Source organism: Ruminococcus sp. OM04-4AA, from assembly GCF_003462585.1.
GTDB classification, from domain to species: Bacteria; Bacillota; Clostridia; order Lachnospirales; family Lachnospiraceae; genus Mediterraneibacter; species Mediterraneibacter faecis.
In genome coordinates this window covers 1-15839 of sequence record NZ_QTZH01000030.1, presented here as the reverse complement: position 1 = coordinate 15839, position 15839 = coordinate 1, and the positions used below count along the sequence as shown (strand labels likewise).

The 15839-nt window shown below is 41.5% G+C and carries 13 protein-coding genes, 2 tRNA genes and 1 pseudogene; 1 reads left to right on the top strand and 15 read right to left on the bottom strand.

Translation table 11 applies throughout. From position 1 onward, the window contains the following. Nucleotides 1–108: 108 nt before the first annotated feature. From DXB52_RS17110 to DXB52_RS09740, 8 genes and pseudogenes are all read right to left on the bottom strand, one after another. The gene (locus DXB52_RS17110) at nucleotides 109–333 is read right to left on the bottom strand and encodes a GH32 C-terminal domain-containing protein (protein ID WP_472520079.1); all 225 of its coding nucleotides are present in this window, start codon (nucleotides 331–333) and stop codon (nucleotides 109–111) included. Between the two features lie 228 nt (nucleotides 334–561). Continuing rightward, nucleotides 562–1424, bottom strand: a pseudogene (locus DXB52_RS17105) (glycoside hydrolase family 32 protein); the annotation flags it as partial. A gap of 201 nt (nucleotides 1425–1625) precedes the next feature. Beyond that, nucleotides 1626–3557 (bottom strand): PTS sucrose transporter subunit IIABC, encoded by a 1932-nt coding sequence (locus tag DXB52_RS09765; protein WP_118107138.1) that lies wholly within the window; start codon nucleotides 3555–3557, stop codon nucleotides 1626–1628. Nucleotides 3558–3709: 152 nt separating this feature from the next. After that, nucleotides 3710–4819: a LacI family DNA-binding transcriptional regulator gene (locus DXB52_RS09760; protein WP_015527610.1), complete on the bottom strand. Its 1110-nt coding sequence runs from the start codon at nucleotides 4817–4819 to the stop codon at nucleotides 3710–3712. Nucleotides 4820–4919: 100 nt separating this feature from the next. Beyond that, on the bottom strand, nucleotides 4920–5720 hold the full coding sequence (gene srtB / locus DXB52_RS09755; protein WP_015527611.1) for a class B sortase: 801 nt from the start codon (nucleotides 5718–5720) through the stop codon (nucleotides 4920–4922). After that, a complete protein-coding gene (locus DXB52_RS09750) occupies nucleotides 5717–6748 on the bottom strand; it encodes a DUF7601 domain-containing protein (protein WP_117498462.1) in 1032 nt (343 codons plus the stop codon). Before DXB52_RS09750 ends, srtB begins: the two co-directional genes overlap by 4 nt. A gap of 36 nt (nucleotides 6749–6784) precedes the next feature. Then, entirely contained in the window at nucleotides 6785–7276 is a 492-nt protein-coding gene (gene lepB, locus DXB52_RS09745; protein ID WP_117960941.1) for a signal peptidase I, read from the bottom strand. Beyond that, on the bottom strand, nucleotides 7273–8904 hold the full coding sequence (locus DXB52_RS09740) for a DUF5979 domain-containing protein (protein ID WP_117960943.1): 1632 nt from the start codon (nucleotides 8902–8904) through the stop codon (nucleotides 7273–7275). The genes lepB and DXB52_RS09740 overlap by 4 nt, the downstream gene beginning before the upstream one ends. A gap of 226 nt (nucleotides 8905–9130) precedes the next feature. Between DXB52_RS09740 and DXB52_RS09735 the strand changes: the two genes are divergently transcribed. Further along, nucleotides 9131–9203 (top strand) — tRNA-Asn (locus DXB52_RS09735). Nucleotides 9204–9460: 257 nt separating this feature from the next. Here the strand turns inward: DXB52_RS09735 and DXB52_RS09730 are convergent. The 7 genes from DXB52_RS09730 to fsa all read right to left on the bottom strand — a co-directional run bounded on the left by DXB52_RS09730 (nucleotide 9461) and on the right by fsa (nucleotide 15570). Further along, nucleotides 9461–9533 (bottom strand) — tRNA-Ala (locus tag DXB52_RS09730). A gap of 88 nt (nucleotides 9534–9621) precedes the next feature. Beyond that, nucleotides 9622–10443, bottom strand: coding sequence for a CvpA family protein (locus DXB52_RS09725; RefSeq protein ID WP_117579672.1), 822 nt, complete (start codon nucleotides 10441–10443; stop codon nucleotides 9622–9624). A 9-nt stretch (nucleotides 10444–10452) separates the two neighbouring features. Continuing rightward, nucleotides 10453–11649 (bottom strand): DUF5711 family protein, encoded by a 1197-nt coding sequence (locus tag DXB52_RS09720; protein WP_015527640.1) that lies wholly within the window; start codon nucleotides 11647–11649, stop codon nucleotides 10453–10455. Nucleotides 11650–11735: 86 nt separating this feature from the next. Then, complete coding sequence (locus tag DXB52_RS09715; RefSeq protein WP_117498455.1) at nucleotides 11736–12854, bottom strand: LysM peptidoglycan-binding domain-containing protein; 1119 nt, start codon at nucleotides 12852–12854, stop codon at nucleotides 11736–11738. Nucleotides 12855–13090: 236 nt separating this feature from the next. Beyond that, nucleotides 13091–14032: a transketolase family protein gene (locus tag DXB52_RS09710; protein ID WP_020436972.1), complete on the bottom strand. Its 942-nt coding sequence runs from the start codon at nucleotides 14030–14032 to the stop codon at nucleotides 13091–13093. After that, on the bottom strand, nucleotides 14020–14856 hold the full coding sequence (locus DXB52_RS09705; protein WP_117541740.1) for a transketolase: 837 nt from the start codon (nucleotides 14854–14856) through the stop codon (nucleotides 14020–14022). The genes DXB52_RS09710 and DXB52_RS09705 overlap by 13 nt, the downstream gene beginning before the upstream one ends. Nucleotides 14857–14916: 60 nt before the next feature. Continuing rightward, the gene (fsa, locus tag DXB52_RS09700) at nucleotides 14917–15570 is read right to left on the bottom strand and encodes a fructose-6-phosphate aldolase (protein ID WP_054753666.1); all 654 of its coding nucleotides are present in this window, start codon (nucleotides 15568–15570) and stop codon (nucleotides 14917–14919) included. Nucleotides 15571–15839: the final 269 nt, after the last annotated feature.

Here is a 15839-nt window from a genome sequence, read left to right as displayed (position 1 = left end):
AATTCATAACGCAAAAATCCCCACAGACCTTTCATCTGTGGGAATCTGTGACTATTGTTATTATAATTCTACTAAAAGTTTTTTTCAATAGTCCGGAGGCTCTTTTCTTTATCCAATCTCTTCCATCACAATCTCTGCTCCCGCAGCTTCTACTACAAGGCTGTCTTTCTGTGGATAGAACCGTGTGGTGAACACATACTCGCCATGATTCACAAACACTTCCACTGAAGACTTATCCACAAGAATTTCAACACTTGAAATTTTATCTACATCAACATAACGTATTCCTCTTCCTGCAGATACAGAATTTTTATCCTGACTTGTGAAATGCATCTCGAATCTTCCATTTTTGTACTCAAGAATCAATTCTTCATCAATCACTGTCCTGAATTCATTATTCTGAATGCCCGAGATATTCACATCATAGACTTTATATTCATCTTTTTTCAACATTCCGGCTGACTTATCCACAAGAGTTTTCCTCTTTTGCAATTCTCTGACAGGTCTCTGACGAACTTTACCGTCTTCTACAAATACTTCTCTCGGAAAAGTGAAGCAGTGCTGCCACCCTTCTGCGATCGTCGGATTGGTATATTCTTCACAATCCGGCATTCCCATCCAACTGATATGGATTCTTCTGCCATCTTCTGTCTCAAAGCTTTGTGGGGCATAGTAATCAAATCCATAGTCCCAAAGCTGATACTCGGAGAGTTTATAGTCTTCCAGAATATCCCCATCTACTAGGAAGTATCCGGACTGATAAACATTTCTGTCGTCCCAGATACCACCCTCAAGTCCCTGCACAGACGCCGAGAGAATTTTTGTTCCGTCTACCTCAAAATAATCCGGACATTCCCACATGTATCCGAATGGTTCTTCTGATTCCACGCGGCTTCTGAAATTCCAGTTGATTTTATCTTTTGACTCAAAGATCAATGCCTGTCCGACATCTTCTTTTGTACGCGCACCCTGAATCATGTAGTAAGTATCTCCTTCTTTCCATACCTCGGGTCACGCACATGGCAGGTCAGATCTGACGGATAATCAACATTTCTCATTAGTTCTTTCTTCGGACCGAATGTCTTTCCATCCTCACTGACAACAAGAACCGTATTTGACTCGCGTCCTGTGTTGATATAGTCAAAATCTCCGTCTTCCAGCTTTACATTGCCTGTATAGTAAACATACATTTTGTCATCTTCGATAAATGCTGATCCGGAGTATACACCATGACAGTCAAATGGCTGATCCGGATATAACTTTACTCCCTGGTATTCCCAGTCGATCATATCTTTGCTTGTATAGTGCCCCCACATCTTCACGCCGCCTTCGGCATTAAATGGAGAATACTGAAAAAATGCATGATAGATCCCATTCAACTGGCACAATCCGTTCGGATCATTGAGCCAGCCAACAGGAGGCATCAGATGCAGCTTCTCACGATAATCCGCTCCTTCTTTCTGCTCTTTTTCTTTCATCATCTCTTCCGTCATATCTACCAGTTTGATCAGATCCCTTGTTAATGCATTCATGCTCTTGTCTCCCTTTTTCCATTTACAGCCGTTCTATTCTGCAAGAATTCTTCTTTGAATAAAACGGCTGTATCTTTTTAATCACTGTTCAATTTATTTCTCAATCTTCATTACGAGATCAGCTGTTGTAACTGTTCCCGCTGCTGTCTTCTCTACTTTGCTGAAGTCATCTGCATTCGTCAGTATCATCATCGTAGTTGCCGGATGTCCTGCTGCTTTGATAGCATCCAGATCTGCTTCGATCAGCACATCGCCCTTACGAACTTTTGCTCCGTCTGCTACTTTCTTTACAAATCCTTTTCCATCCATGGAAACTGTATCAATTCCAATGTGGATCAGAAGCTCTGCTCCTGCTTCCGTTGCGATGCATACTGCATGCCCTGTATCGAAGATATTCATTACTTCACCGTCACATGGTGCTACAATCTTTCCATCTGTTGGCTCAACTGCAACAGTTGTTCCAAGCATCTCTGATGCAAATGTCTCATCTGCTACTTCTGCTGTCGGAACAACAGTTCCATTTACCGGACTTGTGATTTCTTCTACAGAAACAGTTTTTTCAGCAGAGTTCTCTGTCTCTTCCGCATTTGCTTCTGCTTCTTTATTCTCAACCGCTGCCTCTGTCCTGGCTGCCTGAGTTGCAGGCTCTTTATCTTTGTAAATCATGAAGGAGATCACAAATGCTACTCCTACTGAAATTGCCATCTCGATAATGTACTGAAGCGGCTGATTCAGGCAAAGCAGAATACCGAAGATACCTGTTACTCCTGTTCCCTTTGCTCCAAGATGTACAAGTGATGCATACAGAGCTCCACATCCTCCACCAATACATCCTGCGATAAATGGTTTGAAGAATCTTAAGTTTACACCAAAGATTGCCGGCTCTGTGATTCCCATAAATGCACTAAGTGATGACGGGAGTGCAAGGGATTTAACTTTCTGATCTTTTGATTTAATTCCAACTGCTAATGCTGCCGCACCCTGTGCTACATTTGCTGCACTTGCAAGTGGAAGCCAATAAGTTACTCCGTATTTTGCCAGCTGACCGATGTCAATTGCTGTGTACATCTGATGAATACCTGTTACTACTGTCGGTGCATACAAGCCTCCCATGATCAGACTTCCAAGTCCGAGCGGAAGTGTCAGCATCCACTGGATTGCTCCAAGGATCGCATTCTCACCCCATACAAAGATCGGTCCTACGATGGAGAGTGTAAGATATCCTGTCACAAATACGCTGACAAGTGGTGTTACAAACAGGTCAAGTGCTGCCGGAACTACCTTGTGCAGCTTCTTTTCTAATACAGAAAGGATCCATACTGCAATAATAACCGGGATTACATGTCCCTGGTATCCAACCATGTCGATGTGATACAGTCCGAAGAATACGCTCTGTGTCTGCTGTACTCCTTCCGTTGCAACCGTATAAGCGTTCTGTAATGACGGATGAATCATGATCATACCGATAACAGCTCCAAGATACTGGTTTGCACCAAATGCTTTCGCAGCTGAAAATGCAATCAGGATCTGCAGGAATGTATAAGCGATATTACTGAACAGATTCGCAAATACATAAATAGAACTATTTGTATTGATTGTTAAAAATCCATTTGCATTCATAAAATCCAGTGCATTCATGATTCCCATCAGGAAACCACTTGCTACGATGGCCGGAATGATAGGTACGAAAATATCACCTAACAGCTTGATGGCCTTCATAAACCAATTCTGCTTCTCTGCCGCTGCTTCCTTTGCCTCAGCTTTTGTGCTTGCTGTAATACCTGCGATCGCGATAAATTCATCAAACACTTTATTCACTGTTCCTGTTCCAAGAATAATCTGAAGCTGTCCAGATGCCTCAAATACTCCCTTTACTCCGTCCACATTCTCTATTGCCTCTTTATCAGCCTTACTATTATCTGCGATAACAAGACGAAGACGCGTTGCGCAGTGCGCTGCGGATACAATATTCTTACTTCCACCTACATATCCCAGAATCTCCTGGGCTGTTTTCCTGTAATCCATGATTACGCTCCCTTCCTTCTCTATTTTATGTGTAATCGTTTTCACATTTTATGATTTTATATTAAATAAAAAAATGCCATTTGTAAAGATGGCATTTTTACTAATTCTGATTCTTCTGTTTTGTTTAACTTGCATTATGCTCTTAGTTACATTCATTCAAATCTATTCACGATCTGGAATCCCAGCTTCATATGCACCGGCACCGGATTTTTCTCTTCAATCTGTTCAAGTAAGAGCTCTGCCCCCTTGATTCCACTCGTTTTATACCCAAAATGAACCGTTGGAATACCGCCTGTCACAGCCCTTAACATCTGATTATCACCAAATCCTGTGACACAGATACCAGACTGTTCCAAAATGTGTAGCATCCTTGCACCAGAATTCTGAACCGACTCCGGAACCTCCTTTTTACTCTGTGCGATCAATGCCTCGATTGCTCCCGCTGCAATCGTATCTGTTGCGCATGATATGATATCGATTCCATTTTCTTCACTCAACAAATCCACTACTGCTTCATATCCGCCGCTCATTGTAAATTCTGATTCGCGTCTGTACCGATGGTCATCGAAAGTAATCCCGGCTTCCTGAAGTCCCTTGCGGAACCCGTCTTCTCTGGCAGCACCTGCCGCCTTATCTTCACGAGTAACACCAATATATGCAATCTTGCAATCTTCAGGTCTTCCACCATTCCGCTTCAGTGCTTTCAACGCAACTTCTTGTCCCATTGCTCTTCCCGCACCAAAATCATCATGATAGATACAGCTTGCCATTTCCGTCTCCTGTCCCACAACCACAACCGGAACCTTTGATTCTTTTAAAAATCTCCGATGCTCGTCTGTAAGCACTGTACCGATCAGTACAATTCCATCTACCGGATAACTTTCAAAGATTCTCAAATAAATCAGCTCATTCTTTGGCTGATTATCCGTACTTGCAAGAAGCATCTGATACCCTCTTGCCGAAAGAACCTGTTCAATTCCCGCTGTAATCCGGCTGATTGATTCTGAATTGATCTTCGGAGCCACCACACCGACCAGATGTGCACGTCCGGTTCTTAGGATTCTTGCCTGAGTAGACGGCTGATATCCCGTCTTCTCAATCACTTTACGGATCTGTTCCTTTTTCTGTTCACTCACATATCCGCCATTCAAATATCTTGATACTGCTGCGCTGGACACCCCGGCCATCTGTGCAATCTCTTTTATCGTCATTGTATACTGCCTGCCTTTATTTCCCTGATTTTCGAAATTATCCAGATCCATTTCCGCTCTTTTTCTAACTTTGACCTGAATCTGAATGACATTCACATTTTAACATTCAACAGACAAATATGCAACGGCGTTGCGCTACATCATTCTTGATCTATCTGTCCACATCATATAGAAATCCATAAAGTATTACTCTTCCATTCGTCTGATCGTTGGAACAAGTAGATAAGCCAATGATCCTGTCCCGCCCCTCCTTTCCTTTTTTCTCAGGAAGACGATACTGCACCGCATGTGCCTTTATATATTCCATCAATTCTTCCAGATTCTCTTTCTTATAATCTTGTGGATTATAAATAACTTCATCATACGCATCCGTCTCCACACAGGCGAACCACTGGATTTTTTCTAACTGTTCATTCAAATATAGCGTACCTGTTTTGTGTGATTCAAAATATTCCTTTTCTTTATAATTCATCACATCCCCAAACATTGCGCCATTATCCATATGGTGACCATATAACAAACTGTAACTGTCAATAAATTTTCTGTCATTTCTGCTATCCAGAAAAATACTTCCTGAAAGAGCAAATTCTCCATAAATATCCTGGTTGATATATTCCAGATTTGTTTCTCCCTGCACAACCGGATAATCAATCTTTGTTCCGTCTACCGTCAGCCAGGCACACACATCCGGATTGATTTTCTGAAGTTCCTGCAGGGACGGACTTTCATCCATTTTCCCTGCAGGTTTATATTTCATTAATTCTCCGCTGATAAACGCACGTCGGTTGATCTGGCAGGTATCCCATAATGAATATGCACCATAAAGAAGCATAAGAATAATAAAGAGCGCTGCCAGAATTTCCAATATCTTATTTCCCGCTTTTATAACTTTAAAAAACAGCTCTTCCCTCTGCTCCCCTGCCTCCTGACCTTCTGTCGTTTCGTTTATCATGCTCTTTTTCTACGAAAGAAAACTGATCCAAGTGCGCCTGCCGCACCCACAAGTAGTACGTATGGTGTGTATTTCTTTGCGACGCCTGTTACTACAGCCGCATCTTTCTCATTCACATACTGAACTACTGTACCATCTTCTTTTGTAGTTCCTGTCTTTGTTCCGGTCGCAGTTGTTTCTCCGTCAATCGTAGTGGTATATCCATCTTTATTCGCATCGGTCTCTGTTACAGTGTATTTATCAGATTCTGTCAATCCATAAATTGTAATCGAACCTGTATCAGAAATCTGATAAGAAGTTTCTGCTTCATTGCTTGTGATGTATTCTGTAAGTGCCTGTGCATTTGCATTTTTCTTCACTACAACTTTGTAGAGTTCTCCCTGTCCACCATTCACCGCAACCTTAAATTCAAAGGATTTATTTTTAACGCCCTGATTACCTGTGATCGTTTTTTTGATTGTCACATCATGTGTTGTATCATTTTCTGCACCATAATCATTGATAAATTCAAGATCACCTTTTTCACCGTTATTTTCTGTAATTACATTTCCAACATAAAGTGCTCCATCTGCTCCGTTATATACAAAAAGATAAACATCTCTGCCTGCTGTATCATAATCGATTCCTTCATAAGAACCTGCATCTTCAGTCACAACATAATGATAAACACCGGCATGTTCAAATACCTCTGCATTGATTTCCAATGTTGCATTCTTGCTGTAAACTGCTGCCAGTGTATCTTCTCCTGATGGCTGGAATCCGATTGTCTGGGTGGCCTTGATTCCACCTGTCACACCGGCATATACTACATTATCTCTCCAATTTTCTGCTGCTTCACCATTCTCCACATGAAACGAAAATGAAGTGTTTGGCTGGTATGTATTTCCATCCGTTGTCACTGTTTTCTTCAGATTCAACTGTGTGATCGGTTCATTTTCCTCGGCCGCCGCATTTACCACACAAACTGACATCATCATCATGCTCGCCATTGCCATTGCTGAAATACGTCCTGCTGTTTTCTTATTCATAATCTCTACCTCACTTTTTACTCTGATTTCCGGGTTTCAGATATCTGACCGGCGGAGCACCGTAATTACTCTGCCTTTTATCTCCTTGTCCTTCACAGCTCCAAAATACCGGCTGTCTTTTGCATTTTCCCGTTGATCTCCCAGAATAAAATATTCTCCGCTATTCAGCGTCAGTGGATAGACCGTGTCACTTTCGTATTGCGGTGTATCATAGAAAATATCATTTTCCACAATCTTACTTCCATTGATCTTTACCTTTTCGTCCTCTGTAATCTCTACTGTATCGCCGCCGACTGCGATCACTCTGCCCACATATTTCTCTCCTGCTTTCTGAAGAACCACCACATCCCCGCTTTTTGGTTTTTCCAGTCGATAATAAAAGAGCAGATCTCCCGCACTGATGCGTGGCGACATGTCATTGTTTTTCATGGTTGTAATGCCAAACAACAGCCCGAACAAAACCCACAGAAACACCAGAAGAAATGCAAGACGAATCAGAAAAAGATGAATCTCTCCTTTTAATTTCATGAATCTTTTTCTTTCCTCTTTCTTCGAAGAAACAGAAAAAACGCGCCTCCTGTTACGCCTGCTGTTTCTATCAGGATTGTAGGAAACATCCTGTTCTCTACTCCTGTCGGAACAACCATAAGAGGTTGATACTGATTCGTATATGTTACTGTTACAGTCTGCTCCTTCGCTACATCAATTTGTGCTGTCATCCCCTCTGTCTGACTTTCCTGTCCCACGAGATAAAAGGTATGCCCCAGCCTATAGTTATTCTGTTCCTGAGCAATCTCCGTCACTGTATATTCCCCAGGTTCAATCGCCTGAAGAGATGCACTCCACTGACCATTTTGCGGAAGCTTCACTTCTTCGATCACTTCTTCTCCCCGTTTTACTTGAAATGTAAATGACTCGTCCGGAACCTGACTCGCTGCAATTCCCTCCACCTGTTTTGTAATCATCAGATTACCTGTTTTTGCCGGTGGGGTTGGGAGATCCTTTCCAAAAGAAATGTTATCGAGCAGGTTTCCATTTGACAGATTTCCATTTGCTGCCGCTACTGCCACAAAATAAAATCGAGTAACATATTGCCCTGCCGGAACCGTATAATCTCCATAGTGATAAGTCCATTTGCCGGCTTCATCTGACAATACAGCCTGTACATCTGGATTACTCTGATCAAATCCCGATCCTGCCGGATTCCAATCAGAACTCATTGATTTCGTATCGCTGATGATAACCGCCATCGTGTCTGTTCCCCAACGTCCGGCATGTTCCAATCCCCAGTGAAGGACTGTCCCCGGTTCTGTCAAAACATCCTGATAAAGTGCTCCTGGTTCCTCACAATTTAATTCTGCGAACTGATTTTCCTGTGCCGCACTGCTGATGTTATAAACCGGCTTTGGATCATTAACCGTATTTCCATAATAACTTCTGCTTCCGTCTGCAATCTCGATATAATAATCTTTCTGATTTCCAGCACCAAAATATGCACCTTTCGCTGTTGTCTTCCAGTACAAATTATTCATTCCATTTGCTACCTGAATAAAATGTGCATTCTTATAAGTCAGTGTTCCTGCATCAGATACTTTTGGCGTCTCAAAACTTCCATTCTGAAGCTTGTCATAATAATTCACCTTGTATTCGGAAGAATAAACTGTCACCGCCTCATTTACTGTCACTTTCACACGAAATGTCTTCTGTGCACCATCTCTTGCAACTTCATAGGATTGCTTTCTACTATCCACAGTCGCTGTATCCTCAATGTCTTTCCATTGACCGTTTTCACTTACCTGCCACTGATAAGCAATCTGATCTGATTCTGTTGTTCCACTAACATCTGCTGTCAGAGAACCCTTTGTAAGAATCTCATCTTTAAGAGCAACTGAAATTTTCTCTGAATCGGTACTTTTCCCTTCCTCTGTTACTGCTCCAGACTCAGGGGGAGATTCTTTTGCGTCTAGTTTCTGCATTTCTGATCGGGAAGTCTCTTCCGCATCTGTTTCTTCCGGGAGCACGGTACAATCTGTTCCCTCTGTGGTTTGTACAGCCTCAACTTGTACACCTTCTGCCAGTACCTGAACCCCCATCAACGACAGCATCATCAATACCGCCATCAGAAATGCAAAATGTCTTCTCAGCTTTCTTCGCATTTTGCCCTCTCCTGTCTTAAATTGAATTGTTACCTTTCAGGAAGTACTGTCGATATATTTTATATCTGCCCTCCTGTCTAATATATGTATGACGCTGAATTTCTGATTATGACTTGAAAGAGATAAAATTAGATTTCTTTAAGATTTTTTACATTTTTTTATTTTTCTCTTGCAAAGAGCATCTAAATATGATAATATATTCTTCGTCGATAAGACAAGGAAATATTCCTCCTTAGCTCAGTCGGTAGAGCATTCGGCTGTTAACCGAAGTGTCGTTGGTTCAAGTCCAACAGGGGGAGTTATGAAGAACATCTCACAGATTTCGCGCTGTGGGATGTTTTTTTGTTGCGTAAATCTGACACAGCTTGTCAGATTTTTCCTTATCCAGTAGCTCTAAAATGCTACGCATTTCATCGCTGTGGCGTATCCGCCACATAATTAAAGACAGACTGTAGTACTTTCGTGCAAGCACGAGGTAGCACAGTCTGTCTTTAATTGCCTGGCTCTGTATATGTAACAAAAAACGGACTGTGCAATGCACAATCCGTAATCCTAGTGGAGAATACGAGAGTCGAACTCGTGACCTCCTGCTTGCAAGGCAGGCGCTCTCCCAACTGAGCTAATCCCCCATATGTATGTCCTCAACAGAACTTCTATATGATATCATAGCTTATTGAGAGTGTCAACCCTATTTTTAATATTTTTCTTTTATTTTTCCTACCGGAATCCAAGTAACCAGATCAACAGCGGATTATGGTTGTACAAAAACGTCAAGATCGCGCTCTGCTCAACCATCGCATAACACGTTGTTCCAATCTCTGTCGTATAAATCAGAGTCAGCACAAGGAATGCGATCCATACGATAATACATCCCAGACCAATTCCAAGCACTCCTCCCGCCAGATGATTGATCGCACCAAGTAACGGAAGTTCACCAATAATATTCACCGCATACATCAATGCGCTTACAAGAATGATCGCAATCAAAAATGTCACAAGAAATGACACAACATTGAGGATCATTCGTGAAATATAGGCCGCAACATATTCTGGGAAAGTTGTAACATCCAGTTCTTCATAAATCGCAGTATTATTATTTTCCAGCAATGCATCTTTCAAAAACTGTGGCAGCATTGAATTCTCAATCTCACGGATCTGTGTATCCTTTGGAAGATCTCCGACCACTTTCAGGATATCCTGTGCAGTTATCCCCAGTTTGTCCCATCCAGATTCGCTTAATGATTTAATCTGGTCTACCGTTAAATTCTCCAGAGGTGTTCCACTGAGATTCGCTTTCAACAGATCATCTGCTGAAAGCTCTGGCATAAATGCTTCCACTATCTTCTTCTCCAGTACGTCCTGCGCCGGTGTATGCTTCATCAGCGCATCCGACACGTATGGGGAAAGGAATGACACCAGTACCAGTGTCAATATTGTTGACAGAAGGGATAAACCAATTCTGAGAAATCCCTTCACAAAGCCGGCAATCATGCAGACTAAAAACACAATCCCGACTGCAAGTAACAACCAATTCTCCATATATCTCTCCTATTTTGTCAAATAAACAATTCGCAGTTCATTATCACTCATCACATAGTATCTGTTCAGACCAAATGCATCAAAGATTTCCTGCGCATCTGCTCCCAGGTCTCCCTTAAACTTCAGGATTCCTGTCGTTGTATAAATACAGCACTTACTTCCATCATACAGAATGATATTGTCTCCATCCATCTTTACATGACTATAATCTCCCTGTATTTCTCTACTGAACACAGTATCTCCTGATTGATTATACATTCTCAACTCATACCCTGACTTCTCCTGATTAAGCAGGACAAATCCAAAATAAGAATCCGAATGGAAAACACTTTTTATCTCTTGATTCACTTTCACTTCTTTTATCTGCTTTGGAGTATCTTTTCCTGTATAAATCTCAAATCCATTATCTCCAACTGCAACAGATCTGTCATTTCCCATAAAGAAAATCTCGCCGATCAGCATATCTTCATAAGTATCTGCCGTCACTTTGTTATCTGCCTTCTCTTTGCCGGCAGCATCAAAATTATAATATCCGATCCTGCTCTGCACCTGTGTTCCTTTGGTATAAAGATAAGAAACTGCCAGAACCTTTCCATCATCAGACAAATCCAATGCGATCGGATATCCTGTATTTCCAATCGTAATCTGCTGCTCTACCAGAATATTTCCTGCCGCATCATAGGATATGATCTTCGGTGAAGTCTCATCTTTCAAAATTGCACTGACAATTCCCTGATTCGATACTGCGATTCTCTCAATCGGTAATGTCGTCTGAATCTCACCTTTCAACCCATTTTTTGTAAATACGAGAATACTGTTGCCTCCGCTGTCAGCAACCGCAAACACATCGTCTTTCACAACAATCACCGGTGTCTGAAGCTGTGTTGGCTGAATCCACTTTTCCTCATTCTTCTTGTTTAGAAATACCACACCGTCATGATTATAACGCACAATTCCATCTGCAAACTGAACGTAATTATTCCTGTCCGAAAGGTCTTTCGCGTAACTGTCTGCCTTGCGGACTGTGCCATAAGTCTTACTATCTAAAAGGAGGTATGTTCCGCAGATTGCCATCGCAATCAGGATGATATAGGTAAGAAGTTCTTTTCTTCTCCGGCGTTTGATCCTTCTTTCCCTTTGTCTCAGCGCTTTTCTATCATCCTGCGTTTTTACCACCTGTAAATTCGACATTTTCTTTCGCGCCATATTGCTCCCCTTATCGTTTGTCCAGTGCACCTTTTTCTGTTGATACACTTTTAGCTTTCACTTGTCTTTCACAGTATAACACGGATTTATGGCAATATCAATTTTTGTCCAATATAGATCAGGTTCCCATTCTGCAATCCATTCATCCGGCTGATCGCATCTACATGACTAACATCTCCATACATTTTTTTACTGATAATTGCAAGGGTATCTCCTTTTTCCACCACATAAATATCATCATTTTCATCTGCTGCAACGGCAGTCCCGGAAACCGGAACACTTTCTGTATTCTTATCTTCCGTCTGTTCTTCCCCTTCATTTTCTTCCGTTATCTCTTTGGATTCCTTTTCTGTATCTGCTGCTTCCTGATTTTTATCCATAGTAGTTGCTGCTCCACTCGTCTCTTTCACATCAGGTGAGGATGTTTGCTTTTCCCCCTCGGCAACCACATTTATCTTATTCTGTAGGGATTTCATTTTACTGAAATTATTCATCATAGAAACGCCCATCACGATCAGAACCAGTACAAGACATGTACTGATCCCATACATCAGACTGCCTGTCCTTCTTTCTCTTTTCTGACCGCCTCGTTCACGTACCAGAGAACGAAAGCTTTGTGCAGCCGTATCTTCCACAGATTCTGTCTGAACTGCCCCATTTTTTTTTCGACTTGCAATCATATAATTCTGCATGCACGGATTCTTCTCGTAATAAGTATAATGTCCTCCAATTTCCATCAGATCCCCCAGCTTATGTACAAAAAATACATCTTCCTGGTTTGCCGAATCTTTCATAACAAGGACGGTATTTTTCTTTGGAAATAATTTTTTATGCAGCTTTACGTTGATAGAACTCGGAGCCAGCTGTAAATCATGCTCTGTCACAAACCAGCCTATGATTTCTCCTTCTTCAAAATACTGGCTGCATTCTTCGCAACCACATTTCCATATCTTGTCATCGATCAGGTATTCACCGCCCTCCTTTTTTAACTCTTTTATTTTTATCGCACCATAAATATAAATATATTCTTCATTGTCCTGCTTCTGCATTTCACCAATCAGAAAGGCTCCTTCTGGTTGTTTTTCTTTCTCGCTTTTTTCACTTAACTGAAGAAAAAAAGTATCTACATAATCTTCCACATAGATTTTTGGACTATCACTCACATTTCCTATCTGACGCACATTTTTTGGAATCTGTCTCTCCATTTTATACTCACCTTTCTATCACTTTTATTTAATTTCCCGGGGATTGCCCTTAACATAGCACAAGGAAATCGGGAGATTTTATCAATTAGTGTCAGGTAAGTTCGACAAATATTACTTTTCGTGCACAACATTTTCTTAATATCTCCAAACATAAAAAAACGCTCCGGTACTCTCTGATTGCAGATATTCTGTAAACAGAAAGCGCGAAGCGTTCTTTTTGTTAATTATGTAACTGGTTATTTTGCAAATGCTTTGATCTTCTCGTAGATGCTGTCTGTATCAAGACCATACTTCTTCAGAAGCTCAAGTGCCGGACCAGACTCACCGAATGTATCATTCACACCGATCTTCATAACCTGTGTCGGAGCTTTCTCTGAAAGTACATCACATACAGCACTTCCAAGTCCGCCGATAACGGAATGCTCTTCAACTGTAACAACTTTTCCTGTCTCTTTTGCAGCTGCTACAACAAGTTCCTCATCGAGAGGTTTGATCGTATGAATGTTGATCACTTTCGCATCAATTCCATCTGCTGCAAGCTTCTCAGCTGCTTCCAGACAGTTACTTACAGGAAGTCCTGTTGCGATGATCGTCAGGTCTTTTCCTTCTCTTAACACAACACCTTTTCCAAGCTCAAACTTGTAGTCCGGTCTGTCATTAATCACCGGCACTGCAAGACGTCCAAATCTCAGATATACCGGTCCCTGATGCTCGTAAGCAGCACGTACAGCTGCTCTTGCCTCTACATCATCAGCTGGGTTAATTACAACCATTCCCGGAATTGTACGCATCAAAGCGATATCCTCATTACACTGATGTGTTGCTCCATCTTCTCCTACAGAGATTCCGGCATGTGTTGCACCAATCTTTACATTCAGATGTGGATATCCAACAGAGTTTCTTACCTGCTCAAATGCACGTCCTGCTGCAAACATTGCGAAAGAACTTGCAAATGGAACTTTTCCTGTTGTTGCAAGACCTGCTGCAACACCGATCATATTAGACTCAGCAATACCACAATCGATAAAACGATCCGGATGTGCTTTCTTGAATACACCTGTCTTTGTAGCTGCTGCCAGATCGGCATCAAGTACTACAACGTTATCATGTTCTGTTCCGAGTTCAGCCAAAGCATTACCGTAGCTGTCTCTTGTTGCGATCTTCTTTACTTCTGACATAATGCTTCACCTGCTTTCTCTAATTCTTCCATTGCAATCTTGTACTCTTCATCGTTCGGAGCTTTCCCGTGCCATCCTACCTGGTTCTCCATGAAGGATACACCTTTTCCTTTTACTGTCTTAGCAATAATAGCTGTCGGCTGTCCTTTGACTGTCTTTGCTTCTTTGAATGCAGCATCGATCTGATCAAAGTCATTTCCATCAATATTGATTACATGGAAATTAAATGCCTCAAACTTCTTATCGATTGGGTATGGAGAGTTAACTTCTGTAATTTCTCCGTCAATCTGAAGATTGTTATTATCAACGATAACAACAAGATTATCCAGTTTTCTGTGTGCTGCCAGCATAGAAGCCTCCCATACCTGACCTTCCTGGATCTCACCGTCTCCGAGCAGTGTGTATACTCTGTAGTCTGCATTGTCAAGCTTTCCTGCGATTGCCATACCTACAGCTGCTGAAATTCCCTGTCCAAGAGATCCTGAAGACATATCAACACCTGGAATGTGTTTCATGTCCGGATGTCCCTGCAGATAAGATCCTGTATGACGAAGTGTCACGAGATCTTCCTTCGGGAAGAATCCTTTCTGCGCAAGTGTAGAATATAATCCCGGAGCTGTGTGTCCTTTAGAAAGAACGAAACGATCGCGATCCGCTTTCTTTGGATCTTTCGGGTCTACGTTCATCTCTTCAAAATAAAGGTATGTAAAAATCTCTGTTGCTGAGAGAGATCCACCTGGATGTCCAGCCTTTGCGCTATGCAGTGCTGTTACAATCCCTTTCCGGATCTCATTCGCAGTTTTCATAAGCTCTAACTTGTTCATGATATCTCCTTTTTAATTTCCATTCTGATTCCATTTTCAGTCTTAACGTTATTTCCCGGATTACTCACCAAAAACAGCAATATAATCCTTTTTAAACTTCTCGATACCTGCATCTGTCAGTGGGTGATGTGTCATCTGTTCGATTACCTTGTAAGGTACTGTTGCAATATCTGCTCCTGCCAGTGCACATTCTGTTACATGGATTGGATTACGTACACTTGCTGCGATAATCTCTGTCTCAATTCCTGCTACTTCGAACATCTCTACGATCTCTGCAATGAGGTCAACTCCCTTTGTAGAAATGTCATCCAGGCGTCCAAGGAACGGAGAAACATAAGTAGCTCCTGCTCTTGCTGCAAGAAGTGCCTGGTTTGCTGTGAAGATCAGAGTTACATTTGTCTTGATTCCCTCTGCTGTAAGAACTTTAACAGCCTTCAGGCCTTCTACTGTCATAGGGATCTTAACTACCATGTTCGGATGGATCTTTGCAATCTCACGTCCTTCTGCGATCATGCCTTCTGCATCTGTTGTTGTAGCCTTAACCTCTCCACTGATTGGTCCGTCTACGATAGATGCGATCTCAGCGATAACTTCTTTAAAAACACGTCCTTCTTTTGCAATCAGAGACGGGTTTGTTGTAACTCCGCAGATCACTCCCATGTCATTTGCTTTCTTGATATCCTCTACATTAGCCGTGTCGATAAAAAATTTCATTTTTAAGTCCTCCTATACATGAATCTTCCTCTTACCACTGATACAACTCACTGTTTTTCCAGCAGTAATTCGTTTGTTTATGAGCTGATTATATAGCTTCCAAAACCTGAGGTCAACTGTCTGAAAAATTATTAATAGTCATTTTTCACTTAATAATCCGACATATTAACCGTTTTTATTAATATTAGTTAATATCAATCGTTTTTTATTCTGTATAAAAAATCTTTATTTTTAAAGGCTTTATCAACATTTTCTAAAATCAGAATCGT